This window comes from Staphylococcus sp. SM3655 (assembly GCF_016917315.1).
GTDB lineage: Bacteria > Bacillota > Bacilli > Staphylococcales > Staphylococcaceae > Staphylococcus > Staphylococcus aureus.
Genome location: NZ_CP070305.1, coordinates 590,273 through 612,320, shown reverse-complemented (window position 1 = coordinate 612,320; position 22,048 = coordinate 590,273). Strand labels below are relative to the sequence as shown.

Annotated in this window: 19 protein-coding genes and 1 pseudogene; 15 read left to right on the top strand and 5 right to left on the bottom strand. The window is 34.9% G+C overall.

Annotation, left to right across the window (positions count from 1 at the left end):
- Window positions 1–159: 159 nt before the first annotated feature.
- From spa to sirA, 5 genes and pseudogenes are all read right to left on the bottom strand, one after another.
- A complete protein-coding gene (gene spa, locus JQN76_RS03005; protein WP_001836627.1) occupies window positions 160–1,662 on the bottom strand; it encodes a staphylococcal protein A in 1,503 nt (500 codons plus the stop codon).
- A 419-nt stretch (window positions 1,663–2,081) separates the two neighbouring features.
- A pseudogene (gene sarS / locus JQN76_RS03000) lies at window positions 2,082–2,834 on the bottom strand (HTH-type transcriptional regulator SarS).
- A gap of 368 nt (window positions 2,835–3,202) precedes the next feature.
- A complete protein-coding gene (sirC, locus tag JQN76_RS02995) occupies window positions 3,203–4,201 on the bottom strand; it encodes a staphyloferrin B ABC transporter permease subunit SirC (protein WP_000136636.1) in 999 nt (332 codons plus the stop codon).
- Window positions 4,198–5,193 carry a staphyloferrin B ABC transporter permease subunit SirB gene (sirB, locus tag JQN76_RS02990; RefSeq protein WP_000924990.1) on the bottom strand — a complete coding sequence of 332 codons (996 nt, stop codon included), beginning with the start codon at window positions 5,191–5,193 and terminating at the stop codon, window positions 4,198–4,200. Before sirB ends, sirC begins: the two co-directional genes overlap by 4 nt.
- A gap of 15 nt (window positions 5,194–5,208) precedes the next feature.
- Entirely contained in the window at window positions 5,209–6,201 is a 993-nt protein-coding gene (gene sirA / locus JQN76_RS02985; protein ID WP_001045111.1) for a staphyloferrin B ABC transporter substrate-binding protein SirA, read from the bottom strand.
- Between the two features lie 230 nt (window positions 6,202–6,431).
- On the opposite strand from sirA, the gene sbnA reads away from it, so the two are divergent.
- The 15 genes from sbnA (at window position 6,432) to JQN76_RS02910 (ending at window position 21,886) form a co-directional block, all read left to right on the top strand.
- Entirely contained in the window at window positions 6,432–7,412 is a 981-nt protein-coding gene (gene sbnA / locus JQN76_RS02980; RefSeq protein ID WP_000570808.1) for a 2,3-diaminopropionate biosynthesis protein SbnA, read from the top strand.
- Window positions 7,409–8,419 carry an N-[(2S)-2-amino-2-carboxyethyl]-L-glutamate dehydrogenase SbnB gene (gene sbnB, locus JQN76_RS02975; RefSeq protein WP_001078456.1) on the top strand — a complete coding sequence of 337 codons (1,011 nt, stop codon included), beginning with the start codon at window positions 7,409–7,411 and terminating at the stop codon, window positions 8,417–8,419. The genes sbnA and sbnB overlap by 4 nt, the downstream gene beginning before the upstream one ends.
- Window positions 8,420–8,439: 20 nt before the next feature.
- Complete coding sequence (gene sbnC, locus JQN76_RS02970; RefSeq protein ID WP_001179398.1) at window positions 8,440–10,194, top strand: staphyloferrin B biosynthesis protein SbnC; 1,755 nt, start codon at window positions 8,440–8,442, stop codon at window positions 10,192–10,194.
- The gene (gene sbnD / locus JQN76_RS02965; protein ID WP_000610042.1) at window positions 10,187–11,443 is read left to right on the top strand and encodes a staphyloferrin B export MFS transporter; all 1,257 of its coding nucleotides are present in this window, start codon (window positions 10,187–10,189) and stop codon (window positions 11,441–11,443) included. The genes sbnC and sbnD overlap by 8 nt, the downstream gene beginning before the upstream one ends.
- Window positions 11,433–13,169, top strand: a complete 1,737-nt coding sequence (gene sbnE / locus JQN76_RS02960; protein WP_001179871.1) for an L-2,3-diaminopropanoate--citrate ligase SbnE — start codon at window positions 11,433–11,435, stop codon at window positions 13,167–13,169. Before sbnD ends, sbnE begins: the two co-directional genes overlap by 11 nt.
- Window positions 13,078–14,928 carry a 3-(L-alanin-3-ylcarbamoyl)-2-[(2-aminoethylcarbamoyl)methyl]-2-hydroxypropanoate synthase SbnF gene (gene sbnF / locus JQN76_RS02955; RefSeq protein WP_072399331.1) on the top strand — a complete coding sequence of 617 codons (1,851 nt, stop codon included), beginning with the start codon at window positions 13,078–13,080 and terminating at the stop codon, window positions 14,926–14,928. The genes sbnE and sbnF overlap by 92 nt, the downstream gene beginning before the upstream one ends.
- A complete protein-coding gene (gene sbnG, locus JQN76_RS02950; protein WP_001186807.1) occupies window positions 14,903–15,679 on the top strand; it encodes a staphyloferrin B biosynthesis citrate synthase SbnG in 777 nt (258 codons plus the stop codon). Before sbnF ends, sbnG begins: the two co-directional genes overlap by 26 nt.
- The gene (gene sbnH / locus JQN76_RS02945) at window positions 15,679–16,881 is read left to right on the top strand and encodes a staphyloferrin B biosynthesis decarboxylase SbnH (RefSeq protein WP_001223704.1); all 1,203 of its coding nucleotides are present in this window, start codon (window positions 15,679–15,681) and stop codon (window positions 16,879–16,881) included. The genes sbnG and sbnH overlap by 1 nt, the downstream gene beginning before the upstream one ends.
- Before the next feature lie 3 nt (window positions 16,882–16,884).
- Window positions 16,885–17,649: a bifunctional transcriptional regulator/O-phospho-L-serine synthase SbnI gene (gene sbnI / locus JQN76_RS02940; protein WP_001015549.1), complete on the top strand. Its 765-nt coding sequence runs from the start codon at window positions 16,885–16,887 to the stop codon at window positions 17,647–17,649.
- Between the two features lie 195 nt (window positions 17,650–17,844).
- The gene (locus tag JQN76_RS02935) at window positions 17,845–18,252 is read left to right on the top strand and encodes a hypothetical protein (RefSeq protein WP_000094899.1); all 408 of its coding nucleotides are present in this window, start codon (window positions 17,845–17,847) and stop codon (window positions 18,250–18,252) included.
- Window positions 18,253–18,288: 36 nt separating this feature from the next.
- Window positions 18,289–18,927, top strand: a complete 639-nt coding sequence (locus tag JQN76_RS02930) for an MFS transporter (protein ID WP_000528197.1) — start codon at window positions 18,289–18,291, stop codon at window positions 18,925–18,927.
- A gap of 211 nt (window positions 18,928–19,138) precedes the next feature.
- Complete coding sequence (locus tag JQN76_RS02925) at window positions 19,139–19,915, top strand: (S)-acetoin forming diacetyl reductase (protein WP_000183771.1); 777 nt, start codon at window positions 19,139–19,141, stop codon at window positions 19,913–19,915.
- Between the two features lie 143 nt (window positions 19,916–20,058).
- Window positions 20,059–20,181: a hypothetical protein gene (locus JQN76_RS02920; protein ID WP_001789407.1), complete on the top strand. Its 123-nt coding sequence runs from the start codon at window positions 20,059–20,061 to the stop codon at window positions 20,179–20,181.
- 69 nt (window positions 20,182–20,250) lie between these two features.
- Entirely contained in the window at window positions 20,251–21,231 is a 981-nt protein-coding gene (locus tag JQN76_RS02915) for an NAD-dependent epimerase/dehydratase family protein (RefSeq protein WP_001793242.1), read from the top strand.
- Window positions 21,194–21,886, top strand: a complete 693-nt coding sequence (locus JQN76_RS02910) for a sugar transferase (RefSeq protein WP_000736084.1) — start codon at window positions 21,194–21,196, stop codon at window positions 21,884–21,886. The genes JQN76_RS02915 and JQN76_RS02910 overlap by 38 nt, the downstream gene beginning before the upstream one ends.
- Window positions 21,887–22,048 lie beyond the last annotated feature (162 nt).

Below are 22,048 nucleotides of genomic sequence, written 5' to 3'. Positions count from 1 at the left end.
TAGAAAAGTAAGTAAAATAAAAAATGCACTGAGCAACAAAAGATGTTGCTAGTGCATTTAGATGATTCTTATCATTTCAAATAAGAATGTGTTAATCAACGTATATAAGTTAAAATTGGTTTGGATAAAATGATATCTATCGTTGTGTATTGTTTGTTTTTATAGTTCGCGACGACGTCCAGCTAATAACGCTGCACCTAACGCTAATGATAATCCACCAAATACAGTTGTACCGATGAATGGATTTTCTTCACCAGTTTCTGGTAATGCTTGAGCTTTGTTAGCATCTGCATGGTTTGCTGGTTGCTTCTTATCAACAACAAGTTCTTGACCAGGTTTGATCATGTTTTTATCAGCTAATTTGTTATCTGCAGCAATTTTGTCAGCAGTAGTGCCGTTTGCTTTTGCAATGTCATTTACTGTATCACCAGGTTTAACGACATGTACTCCGTTGCCGTCTTCTTTACCAGGTTTTTTGTTGTCTTCTTTGCCAGGCTTGTTGCCATCTTCTTTACCAGGTTTTTTGTTGTCTTCTTTACCAGGTTTTTTGTTGTCTTCTTTACCAGGCTTGTTGCCGTCTTCTTTGCCAGGCTTGTTGTTGTCTTCTTTACCAGGCTTGTTGTTGTCTTCTTTGCCAGGTTTGTTGCCGTCTTCTTTACCAGGTTTGTTGTTGTCTTCCTCTTTTGGTGCTTGAGCATCGTTTAGCTTTTTAGCTTCTGCTAAAATTTCTTTGCTCACTGAAGGATCGTCTTTAAGGCTTTGGATGAAGCCGTTACGTTGTTCTTCAGTTAAGTTAGGTAAATGTAAAATTTCATAGAAAGCATTTTGTTGTTCTTTGTTGAATTTGTTGTCAGCTTTTGGTGCTTGTGCATCATTTAGCTTTTTAGCTTCTGCTAAAAGGTTAGCGCTTTGGCTTGGGTCATCTTTTAAGCTTTGGATGAAACCATTGCGTTGTTCTTCGTTTAAGTTAGGTAAATGTAAGATTTCATAGAAAGCATTTTGTTGTTCTTTGTTGAATTTGTTATCCGCTTTCGGTGCTTGAGATTCATTTAACTTTTTAGCTTCTGACAATAGGTTAGCACTTTGACTTGGGTCATCTTTTAAGCTTTGGATGAAACCATTGCGTTGTTCTTCGTTCAAGTTAGGCATGTTCAAGATTTCATAGAAAGCATTTTGTTGTTCTTTGTTGAAATTGTTGTCAGCTTTCGGTGCTTGAGATTCGTTTAATTTTTTAGCTTCACCTAAAACGTTAGTGCTTTGGCTTGGATCGTCTTTAAGACTTTGAATGAAACCATTGCGTTGCGCTTCGTTTAAGTTAGGCATGTTCAAAATTTCATAGAAGGCGCTTTGTTGATCTTTGTTGAAGTTATTTTGTTGCGCATCAGCTTTTGGAGCTTGAGAGTCATTAAGTTTTTTAGCTTCACCTAAAACGTTAGCACTTTGGCTTGGATCATCTTTAAGGCTTTGGATAAAACCATTGCGTTGATCAGCATTTAAGTTAGGCATATTTAAGACTTGATAAAAAGCATTTTGTTGAGCTTCATCGTGTTGCGCAGCATTTGCAGCAGGTGTTACGCCACCAGATATAAGTAATGTACCTAAAGTTACAGATGCAATACCTACACCTAGTTTACGAATTGAATAAATGTTTTTCTTTTTCAAATTAATACCCCCTGTATGTATTTGTAAAGTCATCATAATATAACGAATTATGTATTGCAATACTAAAATCTATATTTATAATTAAATTTAAAGGTAAGTTTTACAACTTTATAAAATAAATATTTTTCTGAGATTTATTCAGGAAGTAAAAGGCTTAAAACCGCAAAATCACGCTATTTCGATTAATAAAAACAGATAAAATATAGAGATATTTTTTATAATGAAAGCGGTTTAATACATATGAGTTAAAAAATATTTTTAAGAATAAAGTGGGGCTTTGAATGTGCTGAGGTTTAATTTCGGAAATGGTTTTAAGTGATATAGAAAATAGAAAGTTGTTCATTATGTGCTGAGGTTTTATTAAAAAATAGAAAACACAAGTGCACTTTAGAATACAGCACACTTGCGTAATAGAGATATTATTCAAAAACAAGATGTAAATGATCTTTATCTGCTAATAATTGATTCACTTGAGCTAATAATTGTTCAGCATGGTCTTGCTGCGCGTCATCCATATGAATTAAAATTTTTCTTTCATCTTAAGTTGAGCGTTCTTTTATTAGATAGCCTTGCTTTTTTAAATTATTGAGAGCTCTAACAGTTTGAGGGTATTTATGGTGGATTGTTTCAATTAAATCTTTAAGAAGAACGATGTTTTTATTTTGAGAAGTGATAATAGCTAGAATTGTGAATTCTACAAAACTTAATGTTAGATGTTTTTTGATAATATTCTTGAAATACATTGTATACATCATCAAGTTTAGAAATTCTTTACTATCTTTTGGTATCATCTGTGATTCACTTTGATCTGCAAGGTTAAATTGTTTAATGATTTGATCAAACAATGTAACACGTTCTGCAATTTTCTCTCGTTGTTCTTCAGATATTGAAATGTAAGTATTACGCTCATCAATTTTACTTCGAACTTTACTAATATATGAATGTTTCACAAGTACTTTTATATGCTGTACTAAATCCGATTGTTTATAACATAAATCTGAAACAATCTTCTTAAATGGAAGTGTGTTTTCTTGCTGATGAAATAAATAAGTCAGTAATATAAATTCTTTTATAGTCATATCGACTTCAGGCTTGACTTTTTTCTTAAAACGAAACATATATGCTTCAATGATTATAAAATCTCTAATTTTGTCATGGTTATTATATTTCATTGTTTTATCTCCTTGTATATGCACTTTATTTTAATATAACACAATATAATAAGAAAAATAATCCATAATTTACAATTAAAAATAATATGATATTTTTATTAAAATTTGTGTTTTTGAATAAATGACATTATCAAACACTATATTTAAATAAGAAATAGTTATCGATATTTGAAAAATCGAAGAATATTGATTGATATTATAGAATATGAGTCGGTGTTATTTGTATATAAAGTATTAATATGTAATTAAGAAAGTCGACGCTTGTTAACAATAACAACAACTATATGTATAAAAAAACCTCGCAACTGTTAGTTAACTGAATCATTTAGCTAACTTCGTTGTGAGGTCATTTTGTTTTAATAATATCGTTATAACTTTTTCACGGTTAATAATAAGTATATGAAGAATGGGGCACCAAAAGCAGCAATAAATACACCTGCTGGCACTTCTTTAGGCAAGAATAAGGTACGCCCAATTAAGTCTGCAATAACAATTGATATGGCACCAATCATTGCTGACATTAGTAACTTTTTAGCATAACTTCCGCGAACGATTGTTTTCGCGATATGTGGTGCGATTAAACCGACAAACCCAATGTTACCTACTAAACTGATTGCCATAGATACGAGTATAGTAGAAGTGATTAATTGGATTAGTTTCATACGTTGTACATGTAAGCCTAAGCCAATCGCTACAGGGTCATCAAGTATAGATATTTTCATTTTTGGTATAACAAGAAATAACAACGGCACAACAGCTAAAATAACCATACCCAAAATGATTGTATCTTTAAACGTAGCACCGTAAAGACTTCCGACTAGCCATGTATAAGCTTTGGCAGCAGATAATTGCTTCGTTGTAATGAGTAATCCTTGGACAAGCGCAATAAACAACGTTTGCATCGAAATACCGATGATTATGAGTGTTGTCGGGCGTATTTGTCCTTTCGTTTGAAACACTAATAGTATCATCATTGCAACTGCGCCACCTAATACTGCAAATAGTGGAAGTAAATGTATCGTTAAATGGCTGAAAAATGCAATAAAGACAACAGCACTTAAGCTAGCACCACCTGTGATACCGATAATATCAGGTGAGGCAATTGGATTTTTTAATACATTTTGCAACATTAAACCACTCATTCCTAGTGCGGCACCTGCTAAAATCGCAAGTGTAATGCGAGGTAAGCGTAATACTTCTAAAGTGAATTGATCCATACTGTCATTTGGATTTATAAAGTACATCAGTACGCGTTGTAATGGTATAAAGCTTGAACCAATCATCATACTTACCACTGAAACGATGGCTAAAAAGATTAACGCGAAGATGAGATGGTAATTGTCTTTTTTATTAATCTTTTCGGTCATAAGCGTTGACGTCCTTTCTTCATAATATAGATTAAGACAATAGCGCCAATGACAGCGGTAACGACACCGATAGGCAACTCTAGTGGCTTAATTATTATACGAGCAACAATGTCTGAAATGATCATTAGGATTGCTCCAGCTAATGCAGTAAAAGGAATTAAATACTTATAGTTTGGTGGTAATAATCGTTTGCTAATATTCGGTACGATAAGACCCACAAAGACGATTGATCCAGCTACGGCTACCGAAATACCGGCTAACATACTGATGAGCATAATAATCATCCATTTGATTAATTTTATGTTTTGACCGAGGCCGGTTGCAATGTCGTCACTTGTCATCAAGATGTTGATGTGTGCAGCCATGCTAAATGCAATTAAAATAAGTATCAATACAAGCGGAATAATCCATGGGATATCCCAAATATTACGTAATGAAACGGAGCCACTTAACCAAAATAATAGGCCTTGTAAGTCTGTTTCGTTCATAATAAGTATGCCTTGAGTAAAGGCTGTAAATAGCATCGCAATCGCAGCACCTGCCAAAATGACACGGTGAGGTGAGAATAGTGTTTGTCTAAACATACCTAGCGCAACAACTAATATAGTAACAACAATGGCACCTAAAAATGCAATAACTACAATCATTTTAAAAGATTGAATTTGGATAAATGTAATACTAAAAATGACAAAAAATACTGCGCCTGCATTGACACCGAAAAGCCCTGGTGAGGCTATTGGGTTTCGTGTAAGTGCTTGCATCAACAAACCTGAGACAGCAAGGGCAGCACCAGTCAATAACGCAATGATTGTTCTCGACGCCCGTGCACCAGTGACAACATCATGTAAATCGTTTTCACTATCAAAGTTGAATAACGCCTGTATCACCGTACCTGGTGACACAAGCGTATTTCCAATCATTAAACTTAAGATAGCTACTATTGCAAGACATAAACCAGCAATAACGATTTGGTATTTTGGTTTAAGTAGCATCGTAAAACTCCTTAATTATTTTGATTGTTTTTCAATATTTAACTTTTCATATAAATCGTCAATCAATTTTAATGATGATTTATATCCGCCAGCTAAGTTCCAAGTGATTTCATCTAAATCATCAGATACTTGGTTGTTTTTAACTGCGTCTAAATTTTTCCATTCTTTACTTGAAGTCCATTCGCTTTCAGTCTTTTTAACTAATGCAGCATCTTTCGCATTTGGATCTGATTTTACTACAAAAATATGATCAGCGTTCATTAATGGAATGCTTTCTTTGGATGTAAGTTGGATAATATCTTTACCATTATCAACTTGTTTTTGTAAGTCTTTATTACGTTTGAATCCTAAATCATTTAAGATTTCACCAGCATATCCACCAGCATAAATTCTTGTATGATCAGCACGGAAGTTAACAACTGAAGCTTTCAATGGCCATGCATCTTTATACTTTGCTTTTGCATCTTTTTGGAATGCAGCTACTTTATCATCGTACTTTTTAAGTAAATCTTCAGCTTCTTTTTCTTTCCCTAAAGCTTTCCCCATTAACTTAGTTGTATCTTTGAATTTGAAAACTGTATCAGTAGAAACTGTTGGTGCGATTTTAGATAATTGATCGTAAACTTTTTCATTTCTAACTTTTGACGCGACAATTAAGTCCGGTTTTAATTTAGAGATTTCCTCTAAGTTAGGTGCAGGTTCTTGACCTACAATCTTAGTATCTTTTAAATCATTTTTTATGTATTCGAATTTCGGTTTTTGTGTCCATGATTCTACAGCACCTACAGGTTTAACACCTAAAGATACAGCGACGTCAGTGGCACCTTGATATAGCGTAACAACACGCTTTGGTTTCCCTTTAATTTCAGTTGTACCCATTGCATGTTTAATTGAAGTTGTTTCCTTATCTTTGTTATCAGATGATTGTTTATTTGAATTCCCACTACATCCTGCTAAAACAAGTAGGAAAGCAAGCGTAACAACAAGCATTTTAATTACTTTATTCATTGACTAATTAGCCTCCTTCGTGATGTATGACAATGAGAATCATTATCACTATTTAGTATGAATTAAATTTTTTCCTAAGTCAATAAAATATTTATGATTTACATGCAACTTATAATTATTTGACATATAAATGCATAAAAAATATAATCCTAATTACTTGATAGTGAGAATCATTATCAATTAGGCAACACACAATATTATAGAATTTTAAATTTGAGGAGGAAGCGCTTTTGATTGAAAAAAGTCAAGCATGTCACGATTCATTGTTAGATTCTGTAGGGCAAACACCTATGGTTCAACTTCATCAACTATTTCCGAAACATGAAGTGTTTGCAAAGTTAGAGTATATGAATCCTGGAGGCAGCATGAAAGATCGACCTGCCAAGTACATCATTGAACATGGTATTAAACATGGTTTAATCACTGAGAATACACATTTAATTGAAAGTACTTCTGGTAATTTAGGCATTGCGTTGGCAATGATAGCTAAAATCAAGGGATTAAAACTCACGTGTGTTGTTGATCCTAAAATATCACCAACAAATTTGAAAATTATTAAAAGTTATGGTGCCAATGTAGAAATGGTTGAAGAACCTGATGCACATGGGGGTTATTTAATGACTCGTATTGCAAAGGTGCAAGAACTGTTAGCCACTATTGACGATGCATATTGGATTAATCAATATGCGAATGAGTTAAATTGGCAATCCCATTATCATGGTGCAGGCACAGAGATTGTTGAAACAATTAAGCAACCTATAGATTATTTTGTCGCGCCAGTCAGCACGACAGGTAGCATTATGGGTATGAGTAGAAAAATAAAAGAAGTGCATCCAAACGCACAAATTGTTGCTGTTGATGCGAAAGGGTCAGTCATTTTTGGTGACAAACCTATTAATAGAGAATTACCTGGTATCGGTGCTAGTCGTGTACCCGAAATATTGAATAGATCAGAAATTAATCAAGTGATCCATGTAGATGATTATCAATCTGCTTTGGGCTGTCGAAAACTGATTGATTATGAAGGCATATTTGCCGGAGGTTCAACAGGTTCGATTATTGCAGCGATTGAGCAGTTGATAACGTCAATTGAAGAAGGTGCAACAATTGTCACGATTTTACCAGATCGAGGCGATCGTTACTTAGATTTAGTTTATTCAGATACATGGTTAGAAAAAATGAAATCAAGACAAGGAGTTAAATCAGAATGAATAGAGAGATGTTGTATTTAAATAGATCAGATATTGAACAAGCGGGAGGTAATCATTCACAAGTTTATGTGGACGCATTAACAGAAGCATTAACAGCCCATGCGCACAATGATTTTGTACAACCGCTTAAGCCGTATTTAAGACAGGATCCTGAAAATGGACACATCGCAGATCGAATTATTGCAATGCCAAGTCATATCGGTGGTGAACACGCAATTTCAGGTATTAAGTGGATAGGTAGTAAGCACGACAATCCATCGAAACGTAATATGGAGCGTGCAAGTGGCGTCATTATTTTGAATGATCCAGAAACGAATTATCCAATTGCAGTTATGGAAGCAAGTTTAATTAGTAGTATGCGTACTGCAGCAGTTTCAGTGATTGCAGCAAAGCATTTGGCTAAAAAAGGATTTAAAGACTTAACAATCATTGGATGCGGGCTAATCGGAGACAAGCAATTACAAAGCATGTTAGAGCAATTCGATCATATTGAACGCGTGTTTGTTTACGATCAATTCTCTGAAGCATGTGCACGCTTTGTTGATAGATGGCAACAACAGCGTCCGGAAATTAATTTTATTGCGACAGAAAATGCTAAAGAAGCAGTATCAAATGGTGAAGTAGTCATTACATGTACCGTAACGGATCAACCATACATTGAATATGATTGGTTACAAAAGGGTGCATTTATTAGCAACATTTCTATCATGGATGTGCATAAAGAAGTCTTTATTAAAGCTGACAAAGTCGTAGTAGATGACTGGTCACAATGTAATCGAGAAAAGAAAACTATTAACCAATTGGTGTTAGAAGGTAAATTCAGCAAAGAAGCACTTCATGCTGAACTAGGACAACTTGTGACAGGTGACATACCAGGACGTGAAGACGATGATGAAATCATATTACTTAATCCGATGGGTATGGCTATCGAAGATATTTCAAGTGCTTACTTTATTTATCAACAGGCACAACAACAAAATATTGGGACAACATTGAACCTATATTAAGAATGCGAGGTGTCTGAACATTGCAGAATCATACAGCAGTCAATACAGCACAAACGATAATATTAAGAGATTTAGTTGATGCATTATTATTTGAAGATATAGCCGGTATTGTATCGAATAGTGAGATTACTAAAGAAAATGGACAAACCATTTTGATATACAAACGTGAAACACAGCAAATAAAGATACCTGTTTATTTTAGTGCTTTAAATATGTTTCGTTATGAAAGTTCACAACCAATTACGATAGAGGGAAGGCTGTCTAAGCAACCTTTAACGGCAGCTGAATTTTGGCAAACAATTGCTAATATGAATTGTGATTTAAGTCATGAATGGGAAGTGGCTCGCGTTGAAGAAGGACTGACTACTGCTGCCACACAGCTTGCTAAACAATTATCAGAATTAGATTTAGCGTCGCATCCTTTTGTGATGTCCGAGCAGTTTGCAAGTTTAAAAGATCGTCCATTCCATCCATTAGCTAAAGAAAAAAGAGGATTAAGAGAAGCGGATTATCAAGTGTATCAAGCTGAATTAAATCAATCATTTCCTTTAATGGTTGCAGCAGTTAAAAAGACACATATGATTCATGGCGATACTGCAAATATCGATGAATTAGAAAATTTGACAGCACCTATAAAAGAACAAGCGACAGACATGTTAAATGATCAAGGGTTATCAATAGATGACTATGTACTATTTCCGGTACATCCTTGGCAATATCAGCATATTTTGCCGAACGTCTTTGCGAAAGAGATTAGTGAAAAGTTGGTTGTACTATTACCGTTAAAATTTGGAGATTATCTGTCGTCTTCAAGTATGCGTTCATTAATTGATATTGGCGCACCGTATAACCATGTCAAAGTACCATTTGCAATGCAGTCATTAGGCGCATTAAGGCTAACGCCTACGCGTTACATGAAAAACGGAGAACAAGCAGAACAATTATTACGTCAGCTTATAGAAAAAGATGAAGCACTAGCTAAGTATGTCATGGTTTGTGATGAAACAGCTTGGTGGTCATATATGGGTCAAGATAATGATATTTTCAAAGATCAATTAGGTCATCTAACTGTTCAGCTAAGAAAATATCCCGAAGTGCTAGCCAAAAATGATACGCAACAGCTAGTGTCAATGGCAGCACTCGCGGCAAATGATCGCACTTTATATCAAATGATTTGTGGAAAAGATAATATTTCTAAAAATGATGTCATGACGTTATTTGAAGATATCGCGCAAGTCTTTTTAAAGGTAACACTATCATTTATGCAATACGGCGCATTACCAGAGTTGCATGGTCAAAATATATTGTTGTCATTTGAAGATGGACGTGTACAAAAATGCGTGCTACGTGATCATGATACTGTCAGAATTTATAAACCATGGCTAACAGCACATCAGCTTTCATTGCCGAAGTATGTCGTCAGAGAAGATACACCTAATACGCTAATTAATGAAGATTTGGAAACATTCTTTGCTTATTTTCAAACATTAGCTGTATCGGTAAATCTATATGCCATTATTGATGCAATTCAAGATTTATTTGGTGTAAGTGAGCATGAACTTATGTCGTTGTTAAAACAAATTTTAAAAAATGAAGTGGCAACTATTTCCTGGGTTACAACTGATCAGCTAGCTGTCAGACACATTTTATTTGATAAACAGACGTGGCCATTCAAACAAATTTTATTACCATTGCTATATCAACGTGATAGTGGTGGAGGTAGTATGCCTTCAGGTTTAACTACCGTACCAAATCCAATGGTGACATATGATTAATCAGTCTATATGGCGCAGTAACTTTCGCATTTTATGGCTCAGTCAGTTTATAGCGATTGCTGGACTGACAGTACTTGTGCCATTATTGCCAATTTATATGGCATCACTACAAAATCTATCAGTAGTAGAAATACAGTTGTGGAGTGGTATAGCGATTGCTGCTCCAGCTGTAACGACGATGATAGCTTCACCGATATGGGGGAAGCTAGGTGATAAGATTAGTCGAAAATGGATGGTGTTAAGAGCGTTACTTGGTTTGGCGGTATGCTTATTTTTAATGGCATTGTGTACGGCACCATTACAGTTTGTACTTGTGAGGTTATTGCAGGGACTATTTGGTGGTGTTGTTGATGCATCAAGTGCGTTTGCGAGTGCAGAGGCGCCAGCTGAAGATCGTGGAAAGGTATTAGGAAGACTGCAAAGTTCAGTCAGCGCAGGGTCTCTTGTGGGACCATTAATTGGCGGTGTTACAGCTTCGATATTAGGTTTTAGTGTGTTACTGATTTGTATTGCCGTTATTACTTTTATTGTCTGTATTTTCGGTGCATTAAAATTGATTGAAACGACACATATGCCAAAATCACAAACACCAAATACTAATAAAGGTATTCGCCGTTCATTTCAATGTCTATTATGCACACAACAAACATGTCGATTTATTATCGTTGGCGTTTTAGCAAACTTTGCTATGTATGGCATGCTAACTGCATTATCACCACTTGCTTCATCAGTGAATCATACAGCGATAGATGACCGTAGTGTGATTGGATTTTTACAGTCCGCATTTTGGACGGCTTCAATATTAAGCGCGCCTTTATGGGGTCGCTTTAATGATAAATCATATGTTAAATCAGTATATATATTTGCCACGGTTGCATGTGGTTGTAGTGCGATACTGCAAGGTTTAGCGACGAATATAGAGTTTTTAATGGCTGCAAGAATACTTCAAGGATTAACATATAGTGCATTGATTCAAAGTGTCATGTTTGTTGTTGTAAATGCTTGTCATCAGCAACTTAAAGGCACATTTGTTGGAACGACAAACAGTATGTTAGTTATTGGTCAAATTATTGGTAGTCTTAGTGGCGCTGCCATTACAAGTTATACTACACCAGCTACTACGTTTATCGTTATGGGCATAGTATTTGCTGTAAGTAGTTTATTTTTAATTTGTTCAACCATCACTAATCAAATCAACGATCACACATTAATGAAATTATGGGAGTTGAAACAAAAAAGTGCAAAATAAAGAATTAATACAACATGCAGCGTATGCGGCTATCGAACGCATTTTAAATGAATATTTTAGAGAAGAAAATTTATATCAAGTGCCACCTCAAAATCATCAATGGTCTATACAATTGTCAGATCTCGAAACTTTAACGGGTGAATTTCGCTATTGGTCTGCGATGGGGCATCATATGTATCATCCAGAAGTATGGCTTATTGATGGAAAAAGTAAAAAAATAACAACTTATAAAGAAGCAATTGCACGTATTTTGCAACATATGGCTCAAAGTGCAGATAATCAAACGGCAGTGCAACAACATATGGCGCAAATTATGTCTGACATCGATAATAGCATTCATCGCACGGCGCGCTATTTGCAAAGTAACACAATAGACTACGCAGAGGATCGCTATATCGTTTCAGAACAATCTTTATACTTAGGTCATCCATTTCATCCGACTCCTAAGAGTGCAAGTGGGTTTTCAGAAGCAGATTTAGAGAAATATGCACCCGAATGTCATACATCATTCCAATTACATTATTTAGCTGTGCATCAAGATGTTCTGCTCACGCGCTATGTAGAAGGTAAAGAAGATCAGGTTGAGAAAGTATTGTATCAATTAGCAGATATAGACATATCAGAGATACCCAAAGATTTTATTTTATTACCAATACATCCTTATCAAATCAATGTGTTGCGACAGCATCCACAGTATATGCAATATAGTGAACAAGGTTTAATAAAAGACCTTGGCGTTTCCGGTGATTTAGTGTACCCGACGTCTTCGGTTAGAACTGTATTTTCAAAAGCATTAAACATTTATTTAAAATTACCGATACACGTTAAAATTACTAATTTTATACGTACGAATGATCTTGAACAAATTGAACGAACAATTGATGCCGCGCAAGTTATCGCATCAGTCAAAGATGAGGTTGAAACACCCCATTTTAAATTGATGTTTGAAGAAGGATATCGTGCATTGTTACCGAATCCATTAGGGCAAACAGTTGAACCTGAAATGGATTTATTAACAAATAGTGCCATGATTGTTCGTGAAGGGATACCGAATTACCATGCTGATAAAGATATTCATGTATTGGCGTCATTATTTGAAACGATGCCTGATTCACCGATGTCTAAGTTATCACAAGTGATTGAGCAAAGTGGTTTAGCACCAGAAGCATGGCTTGAATGTTATTTGAATCGTACATTATTGCCGATATTAAAGCTGTTTAGTAACACAGGCATTAGTCTAGAAGCACATGTACAAAATACATTAATTGAATTAAAAGATGGCATACCCGACGTATGCTTTGTCAGAGATCTTGAAGGCATTTGTCTATCTAGAACGATTGCTACTGAAAAACAGCTTGTGCCAAATGTTGTGGCAGCATCAAGCCCTGTTGTATATGCACATGATGAAGCATGGCATCGTCTTAAATATTACGTTGTAGTAAATCACTTAGGACATTTAGTATCAACTATTGGTAAAGCGACTAGAAATGAAGTTGTGTTATGGCAACTTGTAGCGCATCGTCTTATGACTTGGAAAAAAGAATACGCGAATAACGCAGTATTTGTTGACTGTGTAGAAGATTTATATCAAACGCCGACCATTGCGGCTAAAGCGAATTTGATGAGTAAATTGAATGATTGTGGTGCAAACCCTATTTATACACATATACCAAATCCAATTTGTCATAACAAGGAGGTATCGTATTGTGAATCAAACAATTCTTAATCGTGTAAAGACTAGAGTGATGCACCAACTGGTATCATCACTTATTTATGAGAATATTGTTGTGTATAAAGCGTCATATCAAGACGGTGTCGGTCATTTTACAATAGAAGGACATGATTCAGAGTATCGCTTTACTGCTGAAAAGACACATAGCTTTGATCGTATACGTATCACATCACCAATTGAGCGTGTCGTAGGAGATGAGGCAGATACAACAACAGACTATACACAATTATTGAGAGAGGTTGTATTTACATTTCCTAAAAATGATGAAAAGCTAGAACAATTTATTGTCGAGTTATTACAGACAGAATTAAAAGATACGCAAAGTATGCAGTATCGAGAATCAAACCCACCAGCAACACCTGAGACATTTAACGACTATGAATTTTATGCGATGGAAGGGCATCAGTATCATCCAAGTTACAAATCACGTTTAGGATTTACGTTGAGTGATAATTTGAAATTTGGTCCTGATTTTGTACCAAACGTTAAACTGCAGTGGTTAGCTATCGACAAAGATAAAGTAGAAACGACGGTATCAAGAAATGTTGTAGTTAACGAAATGTTACGTCAACAAGTTGGCGATAAGACTTATGAACATTTTGTACAGCAAATTGAAGCGTCTGGCAAACATGTAAATGATGTTGAGATGATACCTGTACACCCATGGCAGTTTGAACATGTCATCCAAGTTGATTTGGCTGAAGAAAGGCTTAATGGCACAGTACTATGGTTAGGGGAAAGTGATGAGCTATATCACCCTCAACAATCGATTCGTACGATGTCGCCAATAGACACGACAAAATATTATTTAAAGGTACCAATAAGTATAACGAATACTTCAACGAAACGAGTGTTGGCGCCTCATACAATTGAAAATGCAGCGCAAATTACGGATTGGTTAAAGCAGATACAGCAACAAGATATGTATTTAAAAGATGAATTAAAGACAGTTTTTCTAGGGGAAGTCTTAGGACAGTCTTATTTAAATACACAACTTTCGCCTTATAAACAAACTCAAGTTTATGGTGCGTTAGGTGTTATATGGCGTGAAAATATATATCATATGTTAATCGATGAAGAGGATGCGATACCATTTAATGCACTTTATGCAAGTGATAAGGATGGTGTACCATTCATTGAAAATTGGATTAAACAATATGGTTCTGAAGCTTGGACAAAGCAATTTTTAGCTGTAGCGATTCGTCCAATGATTCATATGCTTTATTATCACGGTATTGCCTTTGAATCGCATGCACAAAATATGATGCTCATTCATGAAAATGGTTGGCCTACACGTATTGCCTTAAAAGATTTCCATGATGGTGTTCGTTTTAAGCGTGAGCATTTAAGTGAAGCTGCTTCACACCTGACATTAAAGCCAATGCCAGAAGCACATAAAAAAGTGAATAGTAATTCATTTATTGAAACAGATGACGAACGTTTAGTACGCGACTTTTTACATGATGCATTTTTCTTTATTAATATCGCCGAAATCATCTTATTTATTGAAAAGCAATATGGTATCGATGAGCAGCGACAATGGCAATGGGTTAAAGGCATCATCGAGGCGTATCAAGAAGCATTTCCAGAGTTGAATAACTATCAACATTTCGATTTGTTTGAACCTACGATTCAAGTTGAAAAGTTAACGACACGTCGATTATTAAGTGACTCCGAGTTAAGAATTCATCATGTTACAAATCCATTAGGTGTAGGAGGTATCAATGATGCAACAACTATCTCTGAAACATAGATTAAACAATGGTGATTCAGTTTATGGCATTTTTAATTCTATACCGAACCCATTGATGATCGAGGTTATCGCAGCAAGCGGGTATGACTTTGTTGTGATTGATACAGAACACGTGGCGATTAATGATGAGACACTAGCGCATTTAATTCGTGCAGCTGAAGCAGCGCATATTATACCAATTGTACGTGTCACTGCAGTGATAGATAGAGATATCATTAAAGTGTTGGATATGGGTGCGAGAGGTATTATTGTGCCACACGTTAAAGATCGTGAGACAGTTGAGCATATTGTGAAATTAAGTCGTTATTACCCGCAAGGATTAAGAAGTTTGAATGGTGGTCGCATGGCAAGATTTGGACGTACACCATTACTTGATGCAATGGAGATGGCTAATGAGCATATTATGGTGATTGCCATGATAGAAGATGTTGAAGGGGTTATGGCCATTGACGATATAGCACAAGTCGAAGGTTTAGACATGATAGTCGAAGGTGCCGCAGATTTATCGCAGTCACTTGGCATACCATGGCAAACGCGTGATGATCAAGTAACATCACATGTTCAACATATTTTTGAGGTTGTGAATGCACATGGTAAACATTTTTGTGCATTACCACGTGAAGATGAAGATATTGCAAAATGGCAGGCACAAGGTGTACAAACATTTATTTTAGGTGATGATCGCGGAAAAATATATCGCCATTTAAGTGCATCTCTAGCGACGTCTAAACAGAAAGGGGATGATGGCTAATGCGTATAGTTCAACCTGTTATTGAACAATTAAAAGCACAATCTCATCCAGTTTGTCATTATATCTATGATTTAGTCGGACTGGAACATCATTTGCAACATATTACATCGTCATTGCCGAGTAATTGTCAAATGTACTATGCAATGAAAGCAAATAGTGAACGAACAATCCTAGATACAATTAGTCAGTATGTTGAAGGATTCGAAGTTGCATCTCAAGGTGAAATAGCAAAAGGTCTTGCTTTTAAACCAGCAAATCATATTATTTTTGGTGGCCCTGGTAAGACAGACGAGGAACTAAGATATGCAGTAAGTGAAGGTGTTCAGCGTATTCATGTTGAAAGTATGCATGAATTACAACGGCTAAATGCCATCTTAGAAGATGAAGATAAGACACAACACATTTTATTGCGTGTTAATTTAGCAGGACCATTTCCCAATGCAACGTTGCATATGGCAGGACGCCCAACACAATTTGGTATTTCTGAAGACGAAGTTGATGATGTCATTGAAGCTGCGCTAGCAATGCCAAAGATTCATCTAGATGGCTTTCATTTTCATTCTATTTCTAACAATTTAGACTCGAATTTACACGTCGATGTAGTGAAACTTTATTTTAAAAAAGCAAAATCATGGTCTGAAAAACATCGATTTCCACTCAAACATATTAATCTTGGTGGTGGCATAGGCGTTAACTATGCAGATTTAACTAGCCAATTTGAGTGGGATAATTTTGTAGAAAATTTTAAAACACTTATCGTTGAGCAAGAAATGGAAGATGTGACATTGAACTTTGAATGTGGGCGCTTTATTGTGGCACATATTGGTTACTATGTGACAGAAGTGCTAGATATTAAGAAAGTGCATGGTGCTTGGTATGCCATTTTAAGAGGAGGTACGCAACAATTTAGACTGCCGGTATCTTGGCAGCATAACCATCCTTTTGAAATTTATCGTTATAAGGACAATCCATATTCATTTGAAAAAGTTTCAATTTCGAGACAGGACACAACGTTAGTCGGTCAATTATGTACACCGAAAGATGTCTTTGCTAGAGAAGTACAGATAGACGCAATCAGTACAGGCGACGTTATTGTTTTCAAATATGCAGGTGCATACGGATGGTCTATTTCACATCACGATTTCTTAAGCCATCCACATCCTGAATTTATTTATTTAACGCAAACAAAGGAGGATGAATAACTATTGAATCATATTCATGAACATTTAAAATTGGTACCAGTAGATAAGATTGATCTTCACGAAACATTCGAACCTTTAAGATTGGAAAAAACGAAAAGTAGTATTGAAGCAGATGATTTTATACGTCATCCTATTTTAGTGACAGCGATGCAACATGGTAGATATATGGTTATAGATGGTGTGCATCGGTATACAAGTTTGAAAGCGTTAGGATGTAAGAAAGTTCCAGTGCAAGAAATCCATGAAACACAATATTCAATTAGTACATGGCAACATAAAGTTCCATTTGGTGTGTGGTGGGAAACGTTACAACAAGAACATCGCTTGCCATGGACTACTGAGACAAGACAAGAAGCGCCATTTATTACGATGTGTCATGGTGATACAGAACAATATTTGTATACGAAAGATTTAGGCGAAGCACATTTTCAAGTATGGGAAAAGGTTGTCGCAAGTTATAGTGGTTGTTGTTCTGTAGAGAGAATTGCACAAGGTACATATCCTTGTCTTTCTCAACAAGATGTACTCATGAAGTATCAGCCATTGAGTTATAAGGAAATTGAAGCGGTTGTTCATAAAGGGGAAACTGTGCCAGCAGGTGTGACACGCTTTAATATTTCAGGACGATGTCTTAATCTTCAAGTACCACTGGCATTACTTAAACAAGATGATGATGTTGAACAACTGCGTAATTGGAAGCAGTTTTTAGCAGATAAGTTTGCCAATATGAGATGCTATACTGAAAAAGTATACTTGGTGGAGCAATAGTTTTACTGTGATGTTGAGGGAAATATGATGATTTAGCGTATTGATAGCGAAAATATAATAAAACAATATAGTGTGGAGAACTTTTGATATTTTATAAATATTGAAGTTCTCCATTTTTGTATTTTGCATATAAAAATTAAATAAAATAAGGTATATTAAGGTAAAGTATAAATTTTAAATAAATGGGGAATGAGTATGAGCTCAATTATAGGAAAAATAGCAATTTGGATAGGCATCGTAGCTCAAATATATTTTAGTGTCGTTTTTGTTAGGATGATATCTATTAATATTGCTGGAGGATCTGATTACGAAACAATTTTTTTATTAGGATTAATATTGGCTCTTTTCACTGTTTTACCAACCATCTTTACTGCGATTTATATGGAAAGTTACTCTGTAATCGGAGGTGCACTTTTTATTGTTTATGCTATTATTGCACTGTGTTTATATAATTTCCTTTCGTCAATTTTATGGCTGATTGGTGGTATTTTGCTGATTTGGAATAAATACTCAAAAGATGAATCGACAGACGAAAATGAAAAAGTTGATATTGAAAGTACAGAGAATCAATTTGAATCTAAAGATAAAATCACTAAAGAATAAAGAGAATATTTAAGGTAAAGTATAAATTTTAAATAAATGGGGAATAGACATGGAAAAAATGTAGAAAAATCATTCATAAAGATAGGTTTATATTTTCAAATAGCTTATATAGTACTCATGGCTATAACTTTATGTGGGTTTGTAATTTGCTATGGACTAATTTTCGGCCTTTTCTATTTATTATCAGGTAGCAGAGCTGATTATTTAATAGTAACAATAGTTATATCGGCAATAATTTCTATATTTGTAATTATACTTTCAATCGTACCTGTCATCGTATTGGCATCTGACTTATTTAAAGAAAGGATTTCAAAAGGTGTCATATTAATTGTATTGGCTATTATTGCTTTAGTATTATGCAACTTTGTATCTGCAATACTCTGGTTTGTTTCAGCCATATCTATTTTAGGTAGAAAAAAATTAGTAGCTGCAGCAGATACTACCACTATTCAAAAAAGTAAAGGGAACGCAAATCAAGCATCACATAAAGACACGTGTAAAAAGGAACTTGATAGTCAAGACATGATGGAACATCCTGAGGTTAAAAATCCCACGACTAAAAACCTTGAAGGATTTAACGAAGAAATACATAAAGATGAAGCTACAACTAAAGTTGTCAGTGATAACACGGAACCGCCGATTGAATCAAAAGACCATGTCTCGAAAAAAGATTGATGACAAACTAATCGAGAGACTTAAAAAAATAATATTCAACATAAGCACTTTTAAAACGACATTTAAACGCATTGCCAATCACTAATGGTAGTGCGTTTAACTATACCTTAAATATCTGAATATTTTGTTAAATGGAGCTACCTTTGTTGTACTATTCAAATGAAGAGGAGTAAAATGTAATTAAAGGAAAGAAATTTGAGGAGTGATCTTTATGACAAACAACAAAGTAGCATTAGTAACTGGCGGAGCACAAGGGATTGGTTTTAAAATTGCAGAACGTTTAGTGGAAGATGGTTTCAAAGTAGCAGTTGTTGATTTCAATGAAGAAGGGGCAAAAGCAGCTGCACTTAAATTATCAAGTGATGGTACAAAAGCTATTGCTATCAAAGCAGATGTATCAAACCGTGATGATGTATTTAACGCAGTAAGACAAACTGCCGCGCAATTTGGCGATTTCCATGTCATGGTTAACAATGCCGGCCTTGGACCAACAACACCAATCGATACAATTACTGAAGAACAGTTTAAAACAGTATATGGCGTGAACGTTGCAGGTGTGCTATGGGGTATTCAAGCCGCACATGAACAATTTAAAAAATTCAATCATGGCGGTAAAATTATCAATGCAACATCTCAAGCAGGCGTTGAGGGTAACCCAGGCCTGTCTTTATATTGCAGTACAAAATTCGCAGTGCGAGGTTTAACACAAGTAGCCGCACAAGATTTAGCGTCTGAAGGTATTACTGTGAATGCATTCGCACCTGGTATCGTTCAAACACCAATGATGGAAAGTATCGCAGTGGCAACAGCCGAAGAAGCAGGTAAACCTGAAGCATGGGGTTGGGAACAATTTACAAGTCAGATTGCTTTGGGCAGAGTTTCTCAACCAGAAGATGTTTCAAATGTAGTGAGCTTCTTAGCTGGTAAAGACTCTGATTACATTACTGGACAAACAATTATTGTAGATGGTGGTATGAGATTCCGTTAATAATCATGCATTAACGATAAATAAATCCTTATTGTTAAGTTTAATCACTTAGCAGTAAGGATTTTTTAGTGCACTTAGAAGGGATTGTATTGGTAGAAAATTAATAAGCGAAGTTCTTAAATGAGTTATGATGTCACAGTCTAATGCATCAGTTGAAAGCATTACTAGTATTAACACACCCAAGATATTATAAAACATCACAAAAACACCACTATCTAATTTATCTCAATAAAAATTCACAAAGTTATCTCATTTTATTTTTATAAATAAAAAATATCGATAAAAAGCTTACAATACTTTATGTTTTTATGATATATTTTTAATGTATAAATGAGGTGGAAGATTTGGAAAGAGTTTTGATAACTGGTGGGGCTGGTTTTATTGGGTCGCATTTAGTAGATGATTTACAACAAGATTATGATGTTTATGTTCTAGATAACTATAGAACAGGTAAACGAGAAAATATTAAAAGTTTGGCTGACGATCATGTGTTTGAATTAGATATTCGTGAATATGATGCAGTTGAACAAATCATGAAGACATATCAATTTGATTATGTTATTCATTTAGCAGCATTAGTTAGTGTTGCTGAGTCGGTTGAGAAACCTATCTTATCTCAAGAAATAAACGTCGTAGCAACATTAAGATTGTTAGAAATCATTAAAAAATATAATAGTCATATAAAACGTTTTATCTTTGCTTCGTCAGCAGCTGTTTATGGTGATCTTCCTGATTTGCCTAAAAGTGATCAATCATTAATCTTACCATTATCACCATATGCAATAGATAAATATTACGGCGAACGGACGACATTAAATTATTGTTCGTTATATAACATACCAACAGCGGTTGTTAAATTTTTTAATGTATTTGGGCCAAGACAGGATCCTAAGTCACAATATTCAGGTGTGATTTCAAAGATGTTCGATTCATTTGAGCATAACAAGCCATTTACATTTTTTGGTGACGGACTGCAAACTAGAGATTTTGTATATGTATATGATGTTGTTCAATCTGTACGCTTAATTATGGAACACAAAGATGCAATTGGACACGGTTATAACATTGGTACAGGCACTTTTACTAATTTATTAGAGGTTTATCGTATTATTGGTGAATTATATGGAAAATCAGTCGAGCATGAATTTAAAGAAGCACGAAAAGGAGATATTAAGCATTCTTATGCAGATATTTCTAACTTAAAGGCATTAGGATTTGTTCCTAAATATACAGTAGAAACAGGTTTAAAGGATTACTTTAATTTTGAGGTAGATAATATTGAAGAAGTTACAGCTAAAGAAGTGGAAATGTCGTGAAAATGACATTGAAGCTGTCCATAATAATAAGGGTTATGCCTATCAAAGAAAATTAGACAAACTAGAAGAAGTGAGAAAAAGCTATTACCCAATTAAACGTGCGATTGACTTAATTTTAAGCATTGTTTTATTATTTTTAACTTTACCGATTATGGTTATATTCGCCATTGCTATCGTCATAGACTCACCAGGAAACCCTATTTATAGTCAGGTTAGAGTTGGGAAGATGGGTAAATTAATTAAAATATACAAATTACGTTCGATGTGTAAAAACGCAGAGAAAAATGGTGCGCAATGGGCTGATAAAGATGATGATCGTATAACAAATGTCGGGAAGTTTATTCGTAAAACACGCATTGATGAATTACCACAACTAATTAATGTTGTTAAAGGGGAAATGAGTTTTATTGGACCACGCCCGGAACGTCCGGAATTTGTAGAATTATTTAGTTCAGAAGTGATAGGTTTCGAGCAAAGATGTCTTGTTACACCAGGGTTAACAGGACTTGCGCAAATTCAAGGTGGATATGACTTAACACCGCAACAAAAACTGAAATATGACATGAAATATATACATAAAGGTAGTTTAATGATGGAACTATATATATCAATTAGAACATTGATGGTTGTTATTACAGGGGAAGGCTCAAGGTAGTCTTAATTTACTTAATAAGTTCAAATAAAAGTTATATTTTAAAGATTGTGACCAATTGTTACAGTATAACGAGGAATCCCTTGAGACAGTATCAAATGGCATTAAGAAATATGTGCCATCATTGATTTGCATGGCTATAAATACTATTCATCTGATGAGATA